The 22231-nt window shown below is 34.2% G+C and carries 23 protein-coding genes and 1 pseudogene; 3 read left to right on the forward strand and 21 right to left on the reverse strand.

The features are described from left to right. Positions 1-5 precede the first annotated feature (5 nt). The 8 genes from MWU65_RS12370 to MWU65_RS12405 form a co-directional block, all read right to left on the reverse strand. Entirely contained in the window at positions 6-863 is an 858-nt protein-coding gene (locus MWU65_RS12370) for a DUF4138 domain-containing protein (RefSeq protein WP_247078349.1), read from the reverse strand. Between the two features lie 29 nt (positions 864-892). Next, complete coding sequence (gene traM, locus MWU65_RS12375; RefSeq protein ID WP_247078350.1) at positions 893-1822, reverse strand: conjugative transposon protein TraM; 930 nt, start codon at positions 1820-1822, stop codon at positions 893-895. Between the two features lie 138 nt (positions 1823-1960). Further along, on the reverse strand, positions 1961-2575 hold the full coding sequence (locus MWU65_RS12380) for a conjugal transfer protein TraK (protein ID WP_247078351.1): 615 nt from the start codon (positions 2573-2575) through the stop codon (positions 1961-1963). 12 nt (positions 2576-2587) lie between these two features. Further along, positions 2588-3430 (reverse strand): hypothetical protein, encoded by an 843-nt coding sequence (locus tag MWU65_RS12385; protein ID WP_111877874.1) that lies wholly within the window; start codon positions 3428-3430, stop codon positions 2588-2590. A 2-nt stretch (positions 3431-3432) separates the two neighbouring features. Beyond that, positions 3433-4047 carry a conjugal transfer protein gene (locus tag MWU65_RS12390; protein ID WP_206735934.1) on the reverse strand — a complete coding sequence of 205 codons (615 nt, stop codon included), beginning with the start codon at positions 4045-4047 and terminating at the stop codon, positions 3433-3435. A 4-nt stretch (positions 4048-4051) separates the two neighbouring features. Then, on the reverse strand, positions 4052-6454 hold the full coding sequence (locus MWU65_RS12395) for a TraG family conjugative transposon ATPase (protein WP_247078352.1): 2403 nt from the start codon (positions 6452-6454) through the stop codon (positions 4052-4054). Further along, complete coding sequence (locus MWU65_RS12400) at positions 6441-6725, reverse strand: hypothetical protein (protein ID WP_247078353.1); 285 nt, start codon at positions 6723-6725, stop codon at positions 6441-6443. Before MWU65_RS12400 ends, MWU65_RS12395 begins: the two co-directional genes overlap by 14 nt. Beyond that, positions 6725-7012, reverse strand: coding sequence for a hypothetical protein (locus tag MWU65_RS12405; protein WP_070237397.1), 288 nt, complete (start codon positions 7010-7012; stop codon positions 6725-6727). Before MWU65_RS12405 ends, MWU65_RS12400 begins: the two co-directional genes overlap by 1 nt. Positions 7013-7201: 189 nt before the next feature. On the opposite strand from MWU65_RS12405, the gene MWU65_RS12410 reads away from it, so the two are divergent. Beyond that, positions 7202-7861, forward strand: a complete 660-nt coding sequence (locus MWU65_RS12410; RefSeq protein WP_247078354.1) for an N-acetylmuramoyl-L-alanine amidase — start codon at positions 7202-7204, stop codon at positions 7859-7861. Between the two features lie 217 nt (positions 7862-8078). On the opposite strand, the gene MWU65_RS12415 is transcribed toward MWU65_RS12410, so the two are convergent. The 13 genes from MWU65_RS12415 to MWU65_RS12475 form a co-directional block, all read right to left on the reverse strand. Beyond that, a complete protein-coding gene (locus tag MWU65_RS12415; RefSeq protein WP_247078355.1) occupies positions 8079-8570 on the reverse strand; it encodes a TIR domain-containing protein in 492 nt (163 codons plus the stop codon). Position 8571: 1 nt separating this feature from the next. Further along, a complete protein-coding gene (locus MWU65_RS12420; RefSeq protein ID WP_247078357.1) occupies positions 8572-10014 on the reverse strand; it encodes an SIR2 family protein in 1443 nt (480 codons plus the stop codon). A 9-nt stretch (positions 10015-10023) separates the two neighbouring features. Then, positions 10024-10596, reverse strand: a complete 573-nt coding sequence (locus MWU65_RS12425) for a toll/interleukin-1 receptor domain-containing protein (protein WP_247078359.1) — start codon at positions 10594-10596, stop codon at positions 10024-10026. Position 10597: 1 nt separating this feature from the next. After that, positions 10598-11161: a toll/interleukin-1 receptor domain-containing protein gene (locus MWU65_RS12430; RefSeq protein ID WP_247078361.1), complete on the reverse strand. Its 564-nt coding sequence runs from the start codon at positions 11159-11161 to the stop codon at positions 10598-10600. A gap of 16 nt (positions 11162-11177) precedes the next feature. Continuing rightward, positions 11178-13532, reverse strand: a complete 2355-nt coding sequence (locus tag MWU65_RS12435) for a S8 family peptidase (RefSeq protein ID WP_247078363.1) — start codon at positions 13530-13532, stop codon at positions 11178-11180. A gap of 1 nt (position 13533) precedes the next feature. Beyond that, positions 13534-14622, reverse strand: a complete 1089-nt coding sequence (locus MWU65_RS12440; protein ID WP_247078365.1) for an AAA family ATPase — start codon at positions 14620-14622, stop codon at positions 13534-13536. 144 nt (positions 14623-14766) lie between these two features. Further along, positions 14767-15429: an ATPase gene (locus MWU65_RS12445; RefSeq protein ID WP_247078367.1), complete on the reverse strand. Its 663-nt coding sequence runs from the start codon at positions 15427-15429 to the stop codon at positions 14767-14769. Continuing rightward, positions 15413-16132 carry a hypothetical protein gene (locus MWU65_RS12450; RefSeq protein WP_247078382.1) on the reverse strand — a complete coding sequence of 240 codons (720 nt, stop codon included), beginning with the start codon at positions 16130-16132 and terminating at the stop codon, positions 15413-15415. Before MWU65_RS12450 ends, MWU65_RS12445 begins: the two co-directional genes overlap by 17 nt. A 3-nt stretch (positions 16133-16135) precedes the next feature. Then, positions 16136-16420 carry a helix-turn-helix domain-containing protein gene (locus tag MWU65_RS12455; protein WP_247078369.1) on the reverse strand — a complete coding sequence of 95 codons (285 nt, stop codon included), beginning with the start codon at positions 16418-16420 and terminating at the stop codon, positions 16136-16138. Between the two features lie 321 nt (positions 16421-16741). Further along, positions 16742-17578, reverse strand: coding sequence for an RteC domain-containing protein (locus tag MWU65_RS12460; RefSeq protein WP_247078371.1), 837 nt, complete (start codon positions 17576-17578; stop codon positions 16742-16744). Positions 17579-17850: 272 nt separating this feature from the next. Next, a complete protein-coding gene (locus MWU65_RS12465) occupies positions 17851-18768 on the reverse strand; it encodes a helix-turn-helix transcriptional regulator (protein WP_247078373.1) in 918 nt (305 codons plus the stop codon). An 8-nt stretch (positions 18769-18776) separates the two neighbouring features. Then, complete coding sequence (locus MWU65_RS12470; protein WP_247078375.1) at positions 18777-19262, reverse strand: asparaginase domain-containing protein; 486 nt, start codon at positions 19260-19262, stop codon at positions 18777-18779. 163 nt (positions 19263-19425) lie between these two features. Then, positions 19426-20757 carry a tyrosine-type recombinase/integrase gene (locus MWU65_RS12475; protein ID WP_247078377.1) on the reverse strand — a complete coding sequence of 444 codons (1332 nt, stop codon included), beginning with the start codon at positions 20755-20757 and terminating at the stop codon, positions 19426-19428. A gap of 765 nt (positions 20758-21522) precedes the next feature. On the opposite strand from MWU65_RS12475, the gene MWU65_RS12480 reads away from it, so the two are divergent. Continuing rightward, positions 21523-21807 carry a helix-turn-helix domain-containing protein gene (locus MWU65_RS12480; RefSeq protein ID WP_247078379.1) on the forward strand — a complete coding sequence of 95 codons (285 nt, stop codon included), beginning with the start codon at positions 21523-21525 and terminating at the stop codon, positions 21805-21807. A 65-nt stretch (positions 21808-21872) separates the two neighbouring features. Then, positions 21873-22231: pseudogene (locus MWU65_RS12485) on the forward strand (hypothetical protein); the annotation flags it as partial.

The raw sequence follows: 22231 nt of genomic DNA on the forward strand, positions 1-22231 counted from the left end.
CGTTACTAATTTGGGTTATTGATATAACTATGTGATATTTTCAGTTCAATATTACGTTCACCATCTTTTTCGTGCAATTCCAAAATTGCTCTGCGGTCATTGGATAATGAAAACTTTGGTATTACATATACAAACCGAACTGTTTCATTTTCTTTTATTTTGGAAGACTGATTGTGTTTAAATAATGGTTCTTGATACAAACGTTGTAACGATTTCTTTTTTCCCTTTTGTCTTGTTTCAACCGAGAGTTTTAAGAAATTCAAATCGTAATCCAAAGTAGAATTGTTCTTAATCTCGATGACGAAATAAAGCTCTTCCGTATCAAAAACAATGTTCTCAACGCTCAAAACTATACCTTCGGTTCGCTTTTTAATCCTACCTACACGCTGCTTTCTTTCAAGAAGATAGGAACTGAATTTCTGGTAATAATAATTTCTGTTATCAACATTACTTTCAGCAGTAGCAACCGAAATAGAATCATTCATTATTGGTCTTTCGTTCCCAATACTACTTGACTTCGGAATGAAATAATTAAACTTGGTTAAATTCTTTTTATACCTTACAATATACGAAAAAATTGAACCATCTCTATTGACTATCAGAAGATTGCTTTCTTTTCCGGGCTTTGCTTGAAGCAAACCGAAATACTGTTCTTTTTCTCGGTTATACGTAAATATAAAATTATCCGAACCGGTTACGCCTTGCCGAATGGGCTCTGGAAAAAACAGCGCAACATTTTTAGTGTCATTCGCATAGATGGTATCTATTACTATTGTGTCTTGTGCTGTAACCTGTGCCCAGCAGAGTCGAGGTGCAAAAATTGCAACAGCTATAAATAATGAAGTTATGATATATTTTTTCATAATAGTGAATTTTTGAGAACCCGTTAGGTTCATAGTTTTGGTTTTAGAATAAGCTTATAATTGTTTAACACAGTCACTTTAATGCTTCGGTTTTTCCGTTTTAGGATTTTAGTAATACCACCAACCTCGGGAACACTCGGAATATTAATATCGCCAATCACATCGTCCAGAACCTCCGTGGTAATTTCTGACCTAAAATTGTTTTGTACATAGATACCCTCACTACCATCCTGTAAATCGAAAGCTTTAAGTTTGGTGGGATGGTGCTTGATATTCTCGATTTCTATTAAAGCACGATTTGGCTGAAAACTAATAAATCCAAAAACGAGTGTGTTTTTTGGCATTTGCTTATTATTAATCATTGCAGCCTTTGTAAGTCGCATTCTTAATCGGGAGTTTGCTTTTACTACTTGGTCGCCATCGACGACCACATAGATTGTTTCATCCGTATTCCCGATGATTGAAATGTCGTTTGGTTTTGGAGAAGCGGCGAAGAACAGTTGATGCTCCAAGCCTAATTCTTTAGACTCAATTTTCTGTTCCCTTTTTATATCCGCGGAATCTACTTCTTGAACTTTTTTTGGAGCTGTTCTTCTGTTACCAAGATTCTGATAAGTCAAATCAGAATATTTGATTTTTCCTGCTGAATAGATGCTATCCACGATACGTTCTTTTTCACGTGTAGGCAAATCTGCACTATAAAAGCCAAGGGAATCAATCAGTTTTTCATCATAGATACTCGGAGCGTTGGTTTCGCGAACTTCCTTCAAATCATTGATAGCATCCAATTTTGAGTTGTATTGCTTTTGGTTTTCTTCCAAATCAGGTATCAATGTTTGCTCAAGGTTTTTACTTTCACTTTCATCACCACCCATTACCATTACAGAGTATGATATCAGGAAAATGAAGATAATTGCCAAAACCGCAGCAAAAACTATTTTATTCTTTTCTACTTTCATCTGTTGATATTTATTTGTTTTTAATTGTCAGATGTAATTCGCCAGCCAATATTTCGATTAGTATCAAAACAGTTATGGCTCATTTCATAATCGTGGTTTATAAATCCCGATTACCTGCACGACGGCAAGCGGGTCGGCTCAATTTTCATTGTTCAGCTTTTTTAAGGTGTTTTCAAAATAATCGGTTATCAATAATCCGTGTGGATTATTCGGGAAGTTCCGATTGACCATTATGAGGTTTCCAGTTGAAACCAGTTCGTAGGTGTCAATTATGGTACCTCTATTGATTTCAAAAATGGTAGTCGTAGTGAAACTATATGAATCATTATTTTCAAATATCCTTGAATCAATACTCAACACTTTTTGAACCAACGAATACTGTAGTAAGCGGTTGTAAACGCCATCCGCTTTTTTCTGGCGGTACAGATTGTCAACTGAACTATTGCCCAACCAAAGCGCTTTTTCCAAGTTCCGTTCATAGTTGCTTGCATCGATGTTATAGAAGTAATTGTGGAACAGTTCCAAATGCGCCAAAGCTTCAACCTTGAAATTTTCTTTTTGGGTAACGAGTTTTAATGGAATGATGCTACCATCGGTGTTGATGGCAAAGGCACTATTAAGTGCATTTTTGTTAGTTCTAAATGCTATCCAAACGGAAAATGTACTCGCCAAAAAGGCAAATACTACGACTGCCAAAACGATGAACCTATTTAGTTTTAGGATGTTATAAATATTCTTATAAGGTGTTTTCATTCTGATTTTGCTTTAGTTGGAAAATAATCTTAACGTGAAGGACGTGGCGCGTCTATATAATTTGAATTTCAGGAAAACAATGAAGCCTACTGAACCAAGTTGTACTACAGGAGCAAAAAAACCTTGACCTACATCCGTACCAAAAAGGTTATTCCAAAAGTTTGTGTTGATTTCTGTGTATAGCGCATTAACAAATACATTGACCAAAAAGAAGGCTGGCACGAGCATATATACCGCTGCATATAGTTTAAAAAAATTATAAGCCAATGACCGGAATTTTTCAAATACAGCTAAACTGATGACCAACGGAAAAAATGCCTGCATAATACCCAAAAGGAAGAATCGTTCTGCTAAAAAGAGCGGATAAATAAACAGGTCTAAAATCCATAGGATAATCCCAATGATAAAGGCAAATATTTTGAACCCGTAAAGTGGCGTTACCAAAGCTTCATAAAGCAATGTCATGGCATTTTTTGCAGCATCAATTAGATTTACATCTTCCTCTATCGGAATGTCCTGCATTTGCAAAGGCAACAAAGCTGGTGCAGTTCCTCGGTATTGTGCTTCTATAGAAACCAAGATGCCATCGAAAAAACCTAATACCTGTGTCGAGAAAATGACCAAAAGTACAATTGCAAAATTCTTCGCCAGCTCTCCAGGACTCAATCCCCAAGTATAACCATCCTTATCTGCAACACCTTCATTGTACTTTTTAAGGATATTGACCAGAAAAAACAGAACAGCAAGCGTTTTCATTCCTGCAATAGTATATTGCGAGAAACTGCTGTTCTGTATGGTCTGAAAAACCGTGTCTATATATTCCAGTCCAATCCCTAAAATGATGGTTGCGGTCATCCTTAATATTCAGTTTCGCGGTTATTGATTTTATCTTGCATTTTTCTGAAGGAAATAATATCCTTGTAGCGTTTCGTTTTGGCTTTGACGTTAGAAACCATTTCCTTTGATTCCAGTTCTTTTTGTTTGAGGATTTCAGCACGTTCAGCATCGCTCATTTTCAGATAATCGCTGGATAGGATTTCATCTATGAAATTCATTGTATCCAAAGAATTTTCTACAATGGCAGTGAATGATTCAGAAACCCTTGCAACTTCTTCGGGCTTGATGTAAGGGCTATCAAGAATGTCCCTTAAATCATCCTGCATCACATCAATGAGTCGCTGATTGTTACGGCCAATCTCACGAACGGCATTCAATTGCCTAACCACATCGTTGACCTTTTCAATGTTTTCTTTTGCTGTTTTTAAGAACTTGACAGTCTTGATAATGTTTGCGGTTTGCTTCCCAGATTCTAATAGTTGTTTTATTAAACTAATAAAATTGGTATTGTCATAAACTGGCATTCCCTGTGCTTTAATGTTCAAGCTGAACAGCAATGCCATTGCGAGTACTAAAATTTTTGTTTTACTCATTGCTAAATATTTGTTTTGGTATTCGTGAATCTGCGATTTCATAATATTATGTTTTAGATATGAATTGAATTATTGCTTTTTTCATATCGTGATGCTCTTCGTAGAGCTTCATTATTTCTTCGTTTTCCTTTCCATCGGTCAAATAAGCTGCATACACTTCCTTTGGAACTTCGAGACGGAAAATGTTGCTTTCCCTCCCGATTTTGATAAACATTTCGGTGTACTTTCGTGGTCCGGAAAGATTGTTTTTGATGGACTTTAATTGGTTCAGATCGTGGGTTGAGAGGTTGAGCCTTTTTACGAGTTCATCATACCCTTTTTCATTGTTCAGGCTATAAATGACCTGTGTATTCTCCAGAATGCTTGCAGAAGTTGAATTGTTCGGCAATTGATTGATGGATTGTAGTATAATCCCAATCGCACCATTCTGTTTACGGATGGCTTGATAGTAGAATTCCACACTTTCTAATACGTTTTCAAACTTCAATTGCTTCGCAAACTCGTCAAATAGGATGATGCCTTTTTCAGCACGGTTTTTCCAAATGGTTCTTTGGATGGCTGACTTAATCAGCTTCAACATTACGGACAGAATTTCTTTATTGTCCTTCACTTCGTCCAGTTCAAAAACAATCAAGCGTTTATCCTCAATTTTATAGGTCTGGTCTTCACTTACTTCAAATAAGAAGCTATATAGACCATCTCCGACATATTCAGACATTACGTGCAAGAAGCTTGTAACATTGAAGTAGTCGGGATGGATTTTAAGAGTATTCAGAAGGTCTTTCTGATTCTTTTCTATAAAACCGTAAAACCCTTCCAAAGAATGGTTTTCAGCAGTGCTATCGTAATAGTGACGTAATATTTTTTTGATGGAAACCGATTGCGCTTTGGTAACTTTTAAATCCGAAGCGAACAATTCAAAAAGGAACACCGACAAATCCTCAAGTCGTTCTGGTGTCAGGTCATTTTGGTTACTGATGTAAAATGGGTTGATGCCTAAATTTTTTCCACTCTCATAACGAAGTACGGTATATTGTTCAGGATAGAGCTTTGCAAATTTGGTGTAAGATCCACCCAAGTCGATAATGACCAGACGAACGCCACTTTCAAAATACTGGCGCAAAATGTTATTGGCCAAAAAAGATTTGCCCTCGCCCGTTGGCGCGAAAATGGCAAAGTTTCGAGCCTTGATCCGCTTCTTACATTCGTCCCAAACATCCTTCAAAACAGGAATATTATGTTCACGGTCATTAAAAATAATTCCGGTAGCATCAGATTTATAATTGGTATTGTTGATGAACAGGCAAAGTGCGTGTTTCAAATCGGTAACGTATAAATCGTTGTTTGAAAAGTTGGATGAGAAACAGCAGTAACTGTTCAGTATATAATTCTTGCGTTCTTCCCCTCGTGGATAATACGGGATGATATCCAGTTCCTTAAACTCAGTCTTTATCTTTGAGGTAATTTTATCAAGTTCTTTGGCTGCCTTCGCCCAATAGACAATATTGAGATGACCACGTATAATCCGTGCATTATCATCGGCATTTATATGGTCGAGAATATGCTGAATCTTTCCAAGTACTACTTTGTTCTGTGAACCGAAATTGGAACTTTTGTTCAATTCTTCGATTTTCTTGTCCAGTAACTTACGCCATTTTTGTTTGTCGTCCAGATAGATAATTTGATTAACAATATGGTTTTCATTAAGCGTAAGCCCTAAACCATCAATAAACCCTTGATGAAACACAAAATCATCTGAAGTGAATTTCTCATTGGTTTTGCTACTCTGTACACTTTCGCCAAAGCACAGTTCACTATTGATGGCAAGGGCATCAAAATAGTTTTCGCCTATATTGACGCTTTTTTTATCTAACAATATATCTGTGTCAAAACCTTCGTTGAAGCCATTGAAATAGCCATTTGTGAGCTTCTGAATCTCTTCCGATTTAAGTGGAAGGAATGCCATTTTTCGGCTATTATTAATGAAGGAAACAGAATCGCTTACCGAGTTGACGAAGCTTTTAATGTTGTCGTCCAGTTCCTGTACAATTCCCAATGAAACCTTTCGGAACGGATTGACATATTTTGGATTGTTGAGCGCTTTGGTTTTAGTCAAAATGAAAAACAAATAGCATTTGTGTTCAATATGTCCACGACCTTTAAAATGCTCGTGAGTCGCTTTCTCTAAAAAAGTTTTATTCGGAAGCTGTTCCGAGGAATAAGATTTTTTAAGATAGATATCCTGCTTATGAACCACAGTTCCCACAGGCAACGATTTCAAAGCCTGAAACCAAGCACCGTGCATATCTTCAAAATCCTTTTCTGATAAAGAGTAAATTTCTGGCAAGTTACCTTCATAACACAAGACAACGTTACCATTATTGGCGAAGACGATATTGTCCTGAATATCTGCAATGGGTTGATATGCCGAAAGGTTAATCTTGTTCATAATCGAAGCCTGAATTTCTTTTGTTACTGATAATTTTTGGGAAGGCTTTCGCCATCTGAAATAGTTGTGGATTGTTTGTGATTCGGGTCAATGCAATGTATAGCGCAGCATTAAAAATTAAGACTCCTATTATTATCCCGAAACTGAATGAAAAAATAATAATCATTAAGGATCCAAGTATGGACATCATCATTAAGGCAAACAGGGAAATGGGCAGCCCAAAAATGACTGCCTTTTTCCTAATATTTCTATAGACCTCGAACCGCTTCACTATACTACGATTCCAATTAGATAAGTAAATATTCCAACAACAGCACCCGCAATTAATACGAATACCAGAACCCTGGTAATACCTTTTTTTAAATCTGCATTCTCGCCAAAGAAGTGTCCTGCGTTAAAAAGGAAACCAACTAAAAAAATAACACCGAGTAAAATTGGAAAGATTGTTCTTATAGTATCACCCACATCATTTACAGAATCCTCAATGCCCCCAATTTGAGCAAAAAGAGATGTTGAGATAAGTGAAAGAAATACTGCGAAATAATTTGATTTTTTCATAACTGAAAAGTTTAAAAATTTGTGTTGTTTTCGTTATTGGAAATTTACATATATTTGTTTACAAATAACTGATAATCAAATATTTGTGAATAAAATATTATTTGATTTCGATTGATTTCCTTTGCTATTATTTGGTGTCAAATTCTATGATTTTTGGAAGTTGAATTGTTAATAACCCAAAATTTGAAAATGAAAAAAGTGCTCAAAAACGTCAGTTTTGTGATTTTGCTCTTAAAAATATCCATCATTTTTGGGCAGGAAAATGCAACTCAAAAAAGAATAATTATTGATGTTGGACACGGTGGAAAAGATTCTGGAGCAATAGGCATAAATGGAATCCAAGAAAAGGATGTGGTTTTGTCTATTGCAAATGAGATTTTGAAGTTAAACAACGATTTGAATAAGCCCTTGGATATTTATATGACCAGATATAAGGATACCTTAATTTCCTTATCGAACAGAACTAAACTGGCCAAAGCTTTAAATGCTGATTTGTTTGTGTCATTGCATTGTAATCATTCGGATAATCCGAATGCTAGAGGAATTGAAGTGTATGTGGCCAAGGCTACCTCACAGTATTCAAATGATGCCACTTGGTTGGCATTTCAATTGCAAGCTGCGCTTAATAAGGAATTGGGATTTGAAAGTAGGGGTGTGAAGTTTGCGAATTTTCAGGTTTTGAAGGAAACGGTAGATTATTGCCCTTCGGTGCTTTTGGAGTTGGGGTTTTTGAGTAATGTAGACGAAAGTCGATATTACCAAAAGTCTGAAAATTTTGTATTTATGGCAAAGGTATTATTGGAAGGTTTAAACAAAAATTTTAGTGGTTATGGAAGAGTTGGGAATTGAAATTATTAAGTTAATTAAGGCTATAATTGTTAAGCTATATAAAGTGTTGTTTTGTGGAATGGGCTTATAGAATCTCTACTATAATCTTATATAAATCAAAAGGAGTCTATTCGATAAGTTTTTCATTGTGAATCCCGATTTGCCTACGATAAATTCAAAGCTCTTATTATTGTTGTGAATAATAATTAATGAAAATCGGGTCTAAACTAATATAACTTTAAAAGCTTTTCCTAAATATTATAGCATCCTCAATCCAATTGCTCAAATTTCTGGAAATATAAGAATAAACTTCCTTGCTATCAGTGTATGGTGGTTCGTAGGATTTAACAATAGTGGATAAATCTTTAGAGTTCAATTTAAAATGACTTAATGGATTTTTACCCTTACTTGATTGGTAACCCAAAGAGTTTTTTAAATTATGAATGTAAATAGGAACAATCCCTTTTCCTTCGTTCCAAGCCTTTTCTATCTCATAATTAATCCATTTTCTACCAAATGTAGCACTGCCAATCAACATTATAAGACAAGAGCGGTTAACCATATTTTCGTCAATCCAATTTTTAATGGATTTATCGCCACCACGTTTTACTTCCTCCCATTTATTGGAACTTGCTATTGGGTTCTGCTCTATTGCTCCAATGCTTCTTAATGTCGCTACTCGCCAATTATCATTATCATAATGAAAACTGTAAAATACTTTTCTTCCCATTCTATTTAATTTTATTTATTAGTTTGAGTATCAATGATACTTTATCATTTAGAGTTGAATTATCATTTGCAAGCTCTTTTAATATTGGTATTATCTCGTCAGGATTAGTAAAAAAGTTTTTAGGGTCTAATAAAATTTTATCATAAATTGCTTTAGCTGCAAAGCCAGTTATAGGGACTGGAATACAGATATTACCTTTTTGGTGTGAAATTTCGAACTCTCTTATTACACCATTGGCTTCTACTATATTGTTGTGTTCGTCTTTTTTGTTACCAAATAAGAATATCGAGATACCAGCCTGTGAAATTATATTTTGCCGATAATCTTCCCAAAGTGTCTTCAAATCTTTACCTCCTGAAGCGATTTGAGGAAAAGGCTTTAATACAAGTTGGTCTTCGGAATATTTTGTAGGATTTGAATAAATGCAATCCAAAGCGCCATTAATTACAGAACTGCCAACATTCCAACCAAAACCATTCACAATACGAAAGTTGTTTTCAACGATTTTTTTAGACAAAATATGAATAAAATTAAGGGATTCATTTCTGGTAAACGGTTCGAATACTTCTGCACTACCTGAAATAAAAATTGTTCGTTTTTTATATCTGTTTTCTATTTCCTTTAATATTTCTGTAATATCATTATAGTCATCTATCCAAAGTGATGTGATGCCATAGCGCTTCAAATCATTTACGATTAAATTTTGTTTGGTAGTATTATAATCGAAAGTTGCTTTATCCGGGTTTTCTGAATCATCTAATCGATGTTTTTTGACAAAACAAAAATGCTGTCTTTTATTTTCTTTAAATCGATAATGAAGACGACTCAATACGTAATCGAGATTTGGGTCTGAAAAACTAAAACCTAAAAAGAGGAAGGTTTTAGTTATAAGTTCTCCGGAAAGCGCATCAATAAATGACTGATGGGATATATGATAACGTTCATATTGCTCTTTTGTTAGAATAGCCTCGGAAGGATGATTAACGTCGCCGTGCATTTTGAAAATTACTACATCCCTCTTGGGTTTAGTATGTAACAATTGTTGGTTGGTATATTTAACATCGGCAATTTTTTTTACGTTTTTAAATGCTGTTTCGATTAAAGTATCATAATTTGTAGTCCAAATTGATGAAATCGGTAAGCGGGAAATAATACGATGGTTTTCTGTTTCCTTTGTGTCTTCAACAAACTCTTGGACGATTTTTCTGTTGAGCTTATCCCTATTTTGATTTTCGTTTTGATGGTATTGAGCTATTGATACCAAATCAGATTCCATATTCACATCAAGACCCAAATCTTTTGCGATTTCTTCCATTAATTTTGACCAATTCACAAAGCCAGCTGGCTGTGATAAGCCTGCTCCAGCAAAAATTGATGCACTTCCTTCATTAAGATTTTGTACAAAATCATTAATAAATGTCTCTATTTGTTGACTAAATTTCATAATCTTATTTTAATGATTGAAAGGTGTATGGCCAGTCATCCAATAATGAAACATTACATATTTTAAAGGTTCCTCGTGAACCCATAAGTGTAAATCCCCACCTGTTGACTTTGCTTTTTTAATAAAAGGATATAAATCTAAATATTCAGCTCCCTTAAAACTGTCTTTTTCTGTCGTAGTTACTGGAAGTACTGCAACTTGGCTTTTAATGCCGTCAAAATATCCCAATTCCCACGGCATCCATTTTGAGTTAGAGCTATTAATAGAAAATGTATGTATTAAGGCTCTACATTTTTTCATACGCTCTCTTATGATTGCAGCTGTTTCCTTATTAACGCTACCTCGATTGAGATTAGCGTCTTGAATCCAATCAACATAAACCGAGTAACCATATTCTTCCAATGTAAGTTTAATCCCTAAAACGATATCCTTATCCAAATAACTATGTGATAGAAAAACATCAAAAGTCTGATTTGGGTCGTAAGATTCGTTTAAATTGACAGGCCCACGTAATCCTTTGCTAAATAATCTTTTCTCCGAAGTTGTTTTATTACGCAACTCACTTTCTGTAAATAAACCCATACTAATTTTTTAACCAAGCTTTTAAATCTATTTTGGTACCATCTGGAAAAACAACTGAATAATTATCATACTCCCACATCTTTGAGTTTTTCTCGATATATGGATAGATTTGTAGATATTCATTACCTGACCATACATTTGTATTATCTGCTATGGGCATTATAGCAATATTATCAATATATTTTGCAGCATCCCCAAGACCTAATTCCCAATTACACCATTTTGATTCTATGGCATTATTCGTGGCAACCAGAATGAATTTTTTATTTAGTTTGATTGCTTGTTTTAATCTTGTTGCTGTCCTTCCCGTAGGTGGATATGGCATATCTTCATCAAGCCAGTCAATATAAACGTTCACGTCAAGTTGTTCAAGTATAGCTGCAAAATTTTCAAAAGCTTCCTTATCCTTATGACTATGAGATAAAAAGATACTTGAGCTCTTTGACGAACGCTGTTGCATATTTCTTGTTATTTCTACTTTGGCAAGAGCCAATTCTTTAGAAAAAGGTCTTGAACCGCTTCGAGCAATCTGTGATAACTCACTTTTAGTTAATATTGTTGACATATAATTTTGTTTAATTTTATTCAGTATCAATGTCGTTATCCAAACGAATACGTACTTCCTCCCTTAATTTGATGTTTGAATGTAAAAAATTCCGATTTTCTAATAGCTGTGTTACTTCATCGTAGATATTGTGTTGACGCTTATTGTCTTTGATGGTTACCACCAATGTAAAATCCTGATTAAGAATTTCTCCATCTTTTTGTGCGAGTGTTTCAGCAAAGTCTCTATAAGTGCCTGTTATTTTTGCATACCATTTACGAGTGTTTTGCAAATTATGTTCTTTGTTGGAATTCGTCATTTCATTAAGATTAACAGAATATTTCTTCACAGGCTGATATTTTTTACCATAATTCAGTAGAACTCTTTCCCTCGCATAATCGCTTTCAGTGTCTTTCTTAAACGCACTTTTGTAATTGGAATCCAATAATACATTTTTGGCATCATCTGGACCAAATTCGTTCAGAATATTGGTTTTCTCAATACCTCTATCTTTTATATTATCATACGTACCGAATTTTACATCCAGATTTGATTGGCAATATTCAGCACCTTGCTTTTCACGAAGTACGGGTTGTGCAACCAAAGTTACCTTTACCTCGCCATAAAAGAATCCGTTATCATCTATTAAACTTTCGGGAAACGGAAATTCCAAAATCTCAATAAATTCTCCTTTAACAATATTCTCCTGTAGAATAAGCGTGATTTCGTGTGGGTCATTGTAAATAATATCGTCCGCAGAATCGGGAACACCAAAGCCCATTTGATTTACCCTCTCACTGGCTGGCAGTGTGAGCATACTTGGATATTTTGCCGAATGTATTGCCAAAGCTTTTAAAAGCGTTGGGTTGAAATTTTCACTGATTTTAAAATTCAGTTCCGACAAAAGTGCCGTTATGCGAGGTGTTGAAAAACTTGTTCCAATAATTTGGACTATCCTACCATCGGTCGCGATGGCATTTATGCCATTTTGAGTACTTCTACCACCGTTCATTCCAGCGTTACCGCCTATTGAAACCAAATCTGGTTTAATACTGTTTGCAGGACCAGGGCCAATTCGTGTAAAAGGTGATGGGTGATTTACTTCAGAAATGTCATATCCATTTTTATTGTGTGCGATTGAACCTACCACAAGTGCCCGAATTGAGTCTGCTGATTTTGCTATCTTACCTTTTGGCCTTCCACTTATGAAATTTTTACAGTTTCCTGCGGATTTACAAATAATTACATCATACGTTTCTTGAATACTGTCCAGAGCAATACCAAAATCTGAAAAATCATTGACATCGCATTCTTGGTCTGTACCTAAAGACAAGTTCCATATTTTGATGTTTCTTTGACTTTTAATGGCCTCCCTAATATTTTCAATAAGTTCATCTTCATAAATTGATTCTTTGCTACTGTCAGGAAATACTGTCGCATCAAAGAGCATACAACCCGTATTACCAGATAGCATTTCATTTTGCAATTTGTCGCCGTAAATTATCACACTCGATACACCCGTTCCGTGAGAAGAATCTATCAAATCTTCTGGATATGTAGAAAATTTATCTTGGGTAAGCCAAGGTTTCAAATATTTATTATCTGAAATACCTGTATCTAAAACGCCAATTATGGGATAATCAACACCTTCTTTTGGCTCTAAAACATCCAAAACATCTTCAGTGTCCATTGCGTCCAAAACAATTTTATATCTTGGCATAAAATCAATTGTCTCCAACGCTTCAAAATCTGAAAGTTGGTCTAAATTTGCTGGTGTTGCACCTTCAATTTTAAAAATGATTAGTCCGATTGAATATCGAATTTCCTTAATTTTTAAATTTAGCTCTTGGCAAAATTTAGTGAATGCTACTTTGACGGCATTGTTTAATTCGAAATTATGATAATCAATCAACGATACTTTGAGAACATCTTCGGCGAATTCAACAACCTGTGGGGAAAATACTTCTATTCCTTCTATTGCAGATATCGATTTGGCATTTTTTCTGAAATTTGCGATGTTTCGTCTAATAGATTGACCTTCTTCCAAGTTGTCTACTTTTATTAATAAACTGTTAGAATCAATAAAACCAATGACATTGTTTTTAGTCCGGTTACCATTGAAGAGACTTTGGATGTCTTTCCGATGTGATTTGGCAATAGCATTGTCATCTATATAAACTTTTAGCGTTGCAGGGATGAAATCCCTTGCATTCGGGCGTGTCCGGAATTCATCAAAAAGTTGGTCGAATGGTTCAAGCAAAAGCGCCGCTCTTTCTGCTAATTCTGCATCGTTCAATTGCCATTTTGGTGGCTTATTTGAACCGCTTCCTTCCGTTTTTCTTTCATCCAATCTTCGTTTTTGGAATATCTTTATGGGTAAATTCTTTGCCATTTTATTCTAAATTTAATGCGTTTCTAACTTGTCTTATTGATAAATCTAAATATGTTGAAATCTGTTTTTGAGTAATATTACTTTCGTGTAGAAAGCGTATTGCCTCGTCTTGAGCAAACCGATTATTGGTTTTATATTTTAAATACTCCATAAAAATATCTTCATAACCGTATTCATCTTTTTTGATTATTGAATTGTAGTATGCGCTGTTTAAAATTTTTACAATCTCCGAATGAGAATAACCACTCAAATAATTGAAAAGAATTTCTAATTTTTTATCTTCGACATCCAATTCCGAATCAATCTTATCAAAATATAGCCTCACCAAATTTTGAACTTCTGAATTGTTGGGAATAGAGACATTGATGATTTTTTCAAAGCGTCTCCAAATGGCACTATCAAGCAATTGTTCGTGATTTGTAGCCGCTATGAGAATACCATTTTCACTAAATTCATCAATATTTTGTAATAAGCTATTTATTACCCTTTTTAACTCTCCAGTCTCTTGGTTGTCGTCCCTTGCTTTAGCAATGGCATCAAATTCGTCTAAAAAAAGAATACAAGGTTTGCTTTTAGCATAATCAAACAATTTTCTAATGTTTTTTGCCGTATTACCTAATAAAGAGGAAATTAAAGAGTCAAAGCGGGCAATGATGATTGGTATATCTAATTCTTTGGCAATGTGTTTGGCCAAGGTAGTCTTACCACATCCTGGAGGACCGTATAATAAAAGTGACAAGTTAATGTCCAACCCTTTACTTTTAATGATGTTTTTAGAATTAACAAGTGAAATAAACTGATTGATAGGTTCAATTACACTGTCAGACAGGATAATATCCAATTTAATATTTTGCGGCATAATAATGTCAGCGATATTTAATCTTGTATCGTTGTCAACCGGCGCATCAAATAACTGGTCTTTATAAACCGGAACACCATTGGCCTTTTCAATAGTCTTCATAATTTTATCTGCCAATTTATCTTCTCCATCTTCGCGAAGTTTTTTTACCAAATGCTTTGAATAATTAATTACCTTATTTGCATCTTGATTGAGGCCACCTTCAATTATTTTAATGAGTTCTGTATACATTTCTCGAAATATCCTGTTAGTTAACAGTGGCAAATATACTTAAAAACGTAATATAAAAACCAATAGTCGTAATATATTTACTTTAAAGTGTAATATTATTTGTTAATTGTGTAATTATTAATCAGATAGCGTAATTTTAATGAGTCAATTTCTCTTATCCCCAGCCCCCTTATCAAAAGCAACCAAATTAAAAAGTTCCCGCATTCGACTTCTAACTCGGTTCCCATAACGTTCTTCCAGTTCCTCTGCGTTTAGATTAGTGGTGGCGTGGGTTTTGATTTTCTTTTTGGTTTGTAGATATAATTCGTAACGAGACAAGAGCACTTCGCCCATTACGTTCAAATCTTTGCCGTAAAATCTTCCGACAGGCTCTATGCCTAAGTCGTCGAAACAGAAAAATTTAGTATTTCCATATTCTTCAATAGTTTTATATCCGAGGTGATTAAAGCTGAAGGTAATATTTCTACACGGAACCATTTCGTATGGTCGCTGCATTGGAACGATATGTCGCAACAGTTTCATCAAAGTGGTCTTTCCACATCCAACTGGTCCGGATAGAAGAATACCCTTGTCAAGGTCTATATCGTCCTTTAGACAATTTTCTTTGTCCTTGATGAAATAGTGACATAGTTTGCGAATGATAACTGTGTCTTCATCATAGATTCTAAATTGTTTGCCAAAGAGCAACTTTCCCTTTGCATCCAAGTAAATCAGGATTTTATCAAAATCGTAGAGAATGCTTTTGCCATCAAACTTTCCGAGCGAGTATTCCACGCCACCTTCGGTAATTTTAGAGGGGTTGTCCATAATCTTTGTTTTTAGTGGTTCGCAAGTTGTCCTTGATTTGGGACGGTTGCTTTTTGTTTGGCCTGTTTTCCTCGGCATATAATTCTGTTCTGTCCATCCAGTTCGTGGCCAAAGCACGCCAATCCCTAATTTTATTTCCATCACTCGTTTGCCAGTTCCGAGTTTCATAATGCTCGAAGAATTTTTTTCCTTCATCAGCTTTAAAACCTTTTTCAATAAAAAAATCAATAACGGCCTGCCAGTCCTTTGGTTGTTTTATATTGTTTACTTGTTTGGTATTGTTTATAGTAGATACCAATGCTTGTCCACTGGTGGGACGGTGCAAGTCCACAGCTTGTCCATTTATGGGATGGTACTGTTCCGCAAGCTGTTCTAATATGGGATTGTAGGGTCCCATTACAGGCTCATCACTTGTCCCGATAATGGACATCTTGATTTTACTGCCTTTGTAAGGATTATTGGATGGAAAATAGGATAGATAAAGCCACGAGTCTAAATCTGTAACGCATCGATGATACGTGGATTTTGAGCCTATTTTGGAACAGCGCATTAAATCTCTACGGTTTACATAAAATTCGTCGGCAAAGCGGCTACTGTTCCATTCTTGGAACAGTGCCATATACAAGCTGATATGGGTAGGGTTTAGGCGGTCATCGAAATAGAACTTTTCAAAAGCCGCATTAAGTAGCTTTATGTAGTTCATCATTTAAGAGTTTAGATTGTGATTCACGCGATTTGCAGTCATTAAATTTTGAATTTCCTCGGCATCGTAATAAATGATACCGCCCACTTTTGTGTAGGGTAAAGTGCCATTTATTCGAAGATTTTGAAGAGTTCCTGGACTTATTTGTAGCAAGTCCATAACCTCGGAAGATTTGAGATATCTCTTGAGTTTTCCTTTCGATTGTTTTGATAAAAGATTTTTAATGTCATCGAGTAATTCCATTTTGAATTCTCGAAGGTCGTCTGTGGTAATAATACTTGTTGGCATAATAGAACGGTTTTAATGGAAAGAGGCTATCGTATCGCTGTCAACTAATTTGATAACCCCTGACCTGATTTGACTTTCGTTCTACAAAATTGAGTAGGTTTACTGGATTTTATTCCCCAGTACTACCGTACTACGGTCAAAATTTAACATTTTAAAATTTGGGAAGTTTTGGTGCGTTTTGAGCTGGTTTTTGCAAATTTAAACCCTCAAACCATATTAAATATTATTGAAAAGCAATACGGAATCCAATTACCGTAGGTCAACCGTAGTACGGTCTTTTTTAATAGTTTTAAAATGGGAATTTAAGATGAAAATGACGATTTACTCTTCGCTTTTGTCCATTTCTATAAGTAAGGATGTGGCAAGTTGGTCAAGAAAAAGGGTTCTACTATTTTTCCTGTTCTTGATATCCTGAAATGTTTTGTAGATGTCTTTTGGCTCAATTTCAAAAAGTTGTTGTAACTTTTTAGAAAGCTGTATTATACTTTGATTGTCCTGTTTGCCCAATCCTTTTGCACAGAGCGCATAAAGTAGTTCCACGTAATCTGTATTAGAAAATGGCCAATGTATTTTTTCTATTGGTTTAATGCTACTCGGTTTTCCATTAAGTCCTTTGCGAATTAGGAATTTTTTCTCATCTAAATAAACTACTAAAGAATCATAAGCCTTGTACTTGCCAAGAAGCATATCTCTAGGTGTGCAAAATTCAGGATCTTGGAAATAGAATTTTGAGGTTGTAATGTGAAATGTATCAAGGTAATCTCGTGTGTAGTATTCTTTGTCAAAATGGGTGGCCCCAGAATTGATGTATCGTCCAAAATCTATATTAATAAGGAAAAATCTATTTATCTTATTGACTTTCTTCTTAATGAATTTTAATTGGTCATCCTTATTTCCTTTTGGAAATTGGACTTCAAAGGAATGGATTTCTGAAAAATAAATTAAGTTTATAAGCGGAATTTGTTTGGTTTCTTTAAAGAATTTTATTTCTTCCTTGATAGTTTGGAATTCTTTATAGTGGATTTCTTTTTTATAAGTAGTCAATAAATTACGACAAGCCCTTATCGAACGGTTAGCCCTTTCTAAAATATTATCATATTGATTTTTTATATCATCAAGGTCCTGAAGCAATATTTTCGATAGTATTTGAGAATTCATAAGTAGGTATCTTTAATTTGAAAACCATAGTAATTTGATTTAATTGATAAGGTTGAGTTGCTTTTTTCATTGTTCTGAAAACTTTAGTAATAACCAATGTAATTCATGAAATTTGTGGCTTATTAGGGAGTTTTGTGGAGCTTGTAGTAAGATAATATTAAACAAGAATTATAAAAGGGAAACTTTCCGTATTTAATCACGGAATGCACCGTATTTTTCTACGGACTTTTTATGAGATATAGTAAACACTAAGTTTTCAGATTGAATATGAATTATTTCTTTTTCTTACGAAATCGTTTTAAGAACTCAAGTCTATTTTTTACGCTTGTCTTTTTGAAGATATTAGAAGCGTGTTTTGAAACGGTGCTTTCAGCAATGAATAAATCTTTAGCAATATTTCTATAGCTTAAATCGCTTAAAATGGAAAGAGCAACCTCAATTTCTCTTCTTGTCAAATCTTCATAAAAAATCTTACGTTCAATCGCTTCGACCTTTTGCTTTTTTTTGAGTGCGAACACTTCGTACATTCGGTTATTATTTTCTATAAAGTATAAATACCTATCAACTTCAATGGTTGTTATGGCATAGAAGGCCAAGTTCATCACGGTAAAGGTCAACCATTGGTAATCTCCAATAACTGTACAAATAGGTAACAATGCTATACTTCCCACACTTATGATAGATAATCTATTACGCCTTAAAATAAAGGCATTCGGATTACTTGGATTCGAAATTCGTCTGTAAAATATGAATAGAAAAACAATGGCAGCTACTGAAATTGGTATGGTAAAGAGAATTCTGGCAGAGTCCAAAGACCCTGTGAGAAGATAGGGGACTAAGAATAGAGTGGTATAACTAGCGGTTGCAAATATGGCAAGATTCCGAATTGAAGAATTAAATTTCAGAACGACAATATCATATTCCCTGTAGAGATAATATACAATGTAAACGCACAATGTGATTGCCGCGCCATATGTTATGATGTATTGAAGTATAAATGGTCCAGGGAAATTATCAGTAGGAAGAAATCCGCCAGTAGCGTTATAGACAACAAATAATAAACCAAGAATTAGAAACCGCTTAAAGTTACTGCTCGGTTTCTTTCCAGAAAAGTAGACTGTAAACAATACAATAACCGTATCTACTAATAGATAGAAGAAAGTCGTCCAATGTATTGAAGTTCCAAACATTTATATTCCTATTCATTGCGCTCAAATTTGTTGGTTTCTAAATTTTTGACAACATTTTTCCAATGAAAAATTTGTCCGTTCATAGCAATATAAACATCCGGTTTTAGAAGCTGTAATGAGCTTATTGCATATCCTAAATTGAAAGGTGCATCCGTATCACCAGATGAACCTAAAATGAAAGACCCAACCAACACGATAGTTTTTTTTAAATTGAGCTTACCAATATATTTTGCAGTATTTTCCATTGTGAAAGTGCCGTGAGTTATTAATATCTTTAAAGCATCAGATTCAACAATCTTGCGGACTAATTGTTCTCTATCGCTCTCATTTATTGCTCTACTATCTTTTTTAAATACACTTTCTATGGTATATTCAAAATCAACATTGGCAGCTGTCAGAAAATTTTTAATTGAGATATTTGAACTCTTTTTTTCATTACCGCCAATATAATCGAGACCTTCAATTGTACCTCCTGTAGTTAATATAGCTATCATAATATTTTGCTATTTTTTACTACATAAAGGTAGGTGTTTTAATTTAGAATAAATAAGCAGATTATACGCTAAAGTAAAATTAGATAAAGGAAGTTATGTGTTGTAATCAATTAGAAGTTAGAGATATACTTTCAATAATTACCTGTAGAATAAATTGACGATTTCAAAAATTAATTACACTGTCCAAAGCATCGTCAGCATCTTTGTGAATGAAGTTTGCCTGATAATTCAAGGTAGTTTTCAAATCGCTATGCCTATATAATTTCTGAAGCATTAATGGATGGATGCGATCCCCTGCAATATTCCCGAAACTGTGACGTGCAATGTGGTTTGAAAGATTTTTATCTATATCACATTGAATTGCAATCCTTTTTAAATACTTATTAAACAGTTTAGTAGCATTTCTTGTTTTTTTAAATACTTCCTCGTTGTCAGAAATGTTCGTGGTGCTAAGAAATGGAAATACATATCCGTGGTTTTCAGCTTTACATTTTTTATATTGGCTCAGAATAATGACTGCTTTTTCCGGTATTTTTAAACTAACAGGTTTTTCATTTTTATGCATTATGTAAAGGAGTCTATCGTCTTTAAAATCTGACCATCTTAATTGCACAGCATCGGAAATTCTGATTCCTGCAAAGTAAAAAGCAATTAACCAAACATTTTTGGTATGCCAAATAGAAGTATTTGGTTCTAATTCCAAGATTTCAATCTTTTCTATTTCATTAGAGGTAAGACCAATCTTATGGCTGGACCCTATGCGAATTTTTTCTTTTTCTCCACCGAAAGGGTAATATTTCACATCAACAACTCCAATTTTGATAGCTTTGTTGAATAATGTACGAATAAAAATAAGCTGATTAGTAATTGTACGTGTTTTTTGCCCAAGATAGACCAGGCAAAAGTCCTTGTATTTGTCTAAAAAAGACTCATTGATGTCTTGAAACTTTAATGTTTTATTCTTTTTAAAATACGCTACGGAATCCATAAAAGAATGTTCGCCCTTCCGTCCTTTACTTATTCGCGCTTTTCGTCGTTCCTTGATTTCGTGAATAATGACGACTTTTTCCTTAGCTGTGCTTAGGTTTAAGAATTCTTCTAAGTTGTAAAGGATAGACAGTTCGGATTTTGCAACGGAAAATGTGCCACGCTCATATTTGTTTTTCACTCTATCTGAGGCAACATCAAAAAATGATTTCGAACCTCCTGCACCCTTTAATTTTTGCTTGACTTGCTTAGTTGTGAGTTCTTTCTTGGAATCGAAATAAATATCATTAGCCTCAGTAAGCTTTTTCATTAGGTAGTTATTTAGCTTCTTTGAGTAAGGATGCGTTCTTTTCGCCTTTCCCGCATTTTTATCCCAATCTTTTTCAAGTACATACTGACCAAGCCACTTATAGTTGGTTTTATAGTTTTCACTGATACGAATGGCAAGGGGTATTGTATTGTCTTTTCGTATCATATTTTTTCTCAAAACAATTTTTATACTCGCCATAATCTATTAGTTTTGTGCAATACAAAAGTAATCAATTTGAAAATCACTTAGTACAGAATAAGTACAGAATAAGTACAGAATAATTTGATTTTAATTGATTTCATAAGATATTTGAAAAAACGTAAAACGCTGAAAAACATTTAGTTTGTTGGTGTTTGGTAGGTTTTGTTTGAGGACGACTTCAAGCTCATAACCCGAAGGTCACTGGTTCGAGTCCAGTTCCCGCTACTAGTAAAATCAAGCCTTCGCAGTAATGTGAAGGCTTTTTTTATTGGCTAGGTACAACATAGGTACAACATTTTAAATTATTGAGAAACCTGATAGTAATTCATATAAATTAACATTATTCCGGAACAAAAATTTTTATTTTTTTTAGAATAGTTATCTATAGATTTAGTTTTATCCTAGCCATACATCCATTGTTTTAATCCACCTCAGTTTTTTAGATTTACTTTTATAATAAACTTTTTTACCTAAATATCTCATTTGCATTGTTAACAACCTTCCATATCGCTCAAAAAACCTATTTCACCATAATTTTAAAAGAGGGTGTTTGTTATTATTTAATTGCAAATAAAATTAAAATGTAATTACTTCATTAAATTTAACACAATATGACATAATGTGTTGTTTGTCAATTATTTGTGAATAACTATTTTGTATTATTTCTTCTTTCAATGGCTTCATTTAATACTTTTATTTCTATAATCCCATAAGGGAAAACAAAAGCGCTTTTGTTCATTTTATTAATCTAAAACAATGAAAATGGACAATTTATTAATTCTTGAGCGATTAGATCGTTTGGAAAAACTTTTAATAGGACACAAAGAGGTATTAACCTTTGATGAAGCCTGTGATTATACGGGTATATCCAGAAGCTACCTATATAAACTTACAGCTTCGTGCATAATTCCACATTCCAAACCCAACGGTAAAATGCTCTTTTTTGAAAAAAAGAAACTTGTGGAATGGTTACTTCAAAATAAGCGCAAGTCCAAACAAGATATAGAATCCGAAGCTTTGGCCTATACCTTAAGTAATAGACGATAGTCCTAGCATACATTCCTTTTTATTTAATCACATCTTAAGATAATTAGGGTGTTAAAACGACTCAAATGAAACAAACACCTTATATACGTGTAGGAACCTCCTATTATAAAGAAGTGAAAGCCCCTACTATTGCCGGGCACTTTAACAAAATCTTGGTGCATTGGAATATGGAAACTATAAAGCAGGATCACGGTAAAGATCATTTAAGTAAAGTTCCCAAATATGATGGGTTTACATGCATTCCAAGTCATCTTAATTTTAAGCAGGAATATCTTGGTTTTTACAATATCTATTCACCGCTGGGGAAACAACCTAAAGAAGGCAATATGGCCTTATCCTTAAAATTCGTTACACACATATTTGGAGAACATTATGAACTTGGATTGGACTATTTACAGTTATTGTATTTAAAACCTATCCAAGT

The organism is Cellulophaga sp. F20128, assembly GCF_023015805.1.
In the GTDB taxonomy this organism is placed as follows: domain Bacteria; phylum Bacteroidota; class Bacteroidia; order Flavobacteriales; family Flavobacteriaceae; genus Cellulophaga.

Bases quoted from the DNA above. Each gene is read 5' to 3' on its own strand.
- traM (WP_247078350.1), bottom strand. From the start codon at position 1,822: ATGAAAGTAGAAAAGAATAAAATAGTTTTTGCTGCGGTTTTGGCAATT.
- MWU65_RS12460 (WP_247078371.1), bottom strand. From the start codon at position 17,578: ATGAATTCTCAAATACTATCGAAAATATTGCTTCAGGACCTTGATGAT.
- MWU65_RS12405 (WP_070237397.1), bottom strand. From the start codon at position 7,012: ATGAAAAAATCAAATTATTTCGCAGTATTTCTTTCACTTATCTCAACA.
- MWU65_RS12420 (WP_247078357.1), bottom strand. From the start codon at position 10,014: ATGAAATTTAGTCAACAAATAGAGACATTTATTAATGATTTTGTACAA.
- MWU65_RS12430 (WP_247078361.1), bottom strand. From the start codon at position 11,161: ATGTCAACAATATTAACTAAAAGTGAGTTATCACAGATTGCTCGAAGC.
- MWU65_RS12455 (WP_247078369.1), bottom strand. From the start codon at position 16,420: ATGCCAACAAGTATTATTACCACAGACGACCTTCGAGAATTCAAAATG.
- MWU65_RS12425 (WP_247078359.1), bottom strand. From the start codon at position 10,596: ATGGGTTTATTTACAGAAAGTGAGTTGCGTAATAAAACAACTTCGGAG.
- MWU65_RS12385 (WP_111877874.1), bottom strand. From the start codon at position 3,430: ATGACCGCAACCATCATTTTAGGGATTGGACTGGAATATATAGACACG.
- MWU65_RS12480 (WP_247078379.1), top strand. From the start codon at position 21,523: ATGGACAATTTATTAATTCTTGAGCGATTAGATCGTTTGGAAAAACTT.
- MWU65_RS12475 (WP_247078377.1), bottom strand. From the start codon at position 20,757: ATGGCGAGTATAAAAATTGTTTTGAGAAAAAATATGATACGAAAAGAC.
- MWU65_RS12450 (WP_247078382.1), bottom strand. From the start codon at position 16,132: ATGAACTACATAAAGCTACTTAATGCGGCTTTTGAAAAGTTCTATTTC.
- MWU65_RS12410 (WP_247078354.1), top strand. From the start codon at position 7,202: ATGAAAAAAGTGCTCAAAAACGTCAGTTTTGTGATTTTGCTCTTAAAA.
- MWU65_RS12435 (WP_247078363.1), bottom strand. From the start codon at position 13,532: ATGGCAAAGAATTTACCCATAAAGATATTCCAAAAACGAAGATTGGAT.
- MWU65_RS12390 (WP_206735934.1), bottom strand. From the start codon at position 4,047: ATGAAATCGCAGATTCACGAATACCAAAACAAATATTTAGCAATGAGT.
- MWU65_RS12380 (WP_247078351.1), bottom strand. From the start codon at position 2,575: ATGAAAACACCTTATAAGAATATTTATAACATCCTAAAACTAAATAGG.
- MWU65_RS12395 (WP_247078352.1), bottom strand. From the start codon at position 6,454: ATGAACAAGATTAACCTTTCGGCATATCAACCCATTGCAGATATTCAG.
- MWU65_RS12415 (WP_247078355.1), bottom strand. From the start codon at position 8,570: ATGGGAAGAAAAGTATTTTACAGTTTTCATTATGATAATGATAATTGG.
- MWU65_RS12445 (WP_247078367.1), bottom strand. From the start codon at position 15,429: ATGGACAACCCCTCTAAAATTACCGAAGGTGGCGTGGAATACTCGCTC.
- MWU65_RS12440 (WP_247078365.1), bottom strand. From the start codon at position 14,622: ATGTATACAGAACTCATTAAAATAATTGAAGGTGGCCTCAATCAAGAT.
- MWU65_RS12465 (WP_247078373.1), bottom strand. From the start codon at position 18,768: ATGTTTGGAACTTCAATACATTGGACGACTTTCTTCTATCTATTAGTA.
- MWU65_RS12370 (WP_247078349.1), bottom strand. From the start codon at position 863: ATGAAAAAATATATCATAACTTCATTATTTATAGCTGTTGCAATTTTT.
- MWU65_RS12470 (WP_247078375.1), bottom strand. From the start codon at position 19,262: ATGATAGCTATATTAACTACAGGAGGTACAATTGAAGGTCTCGATTAT.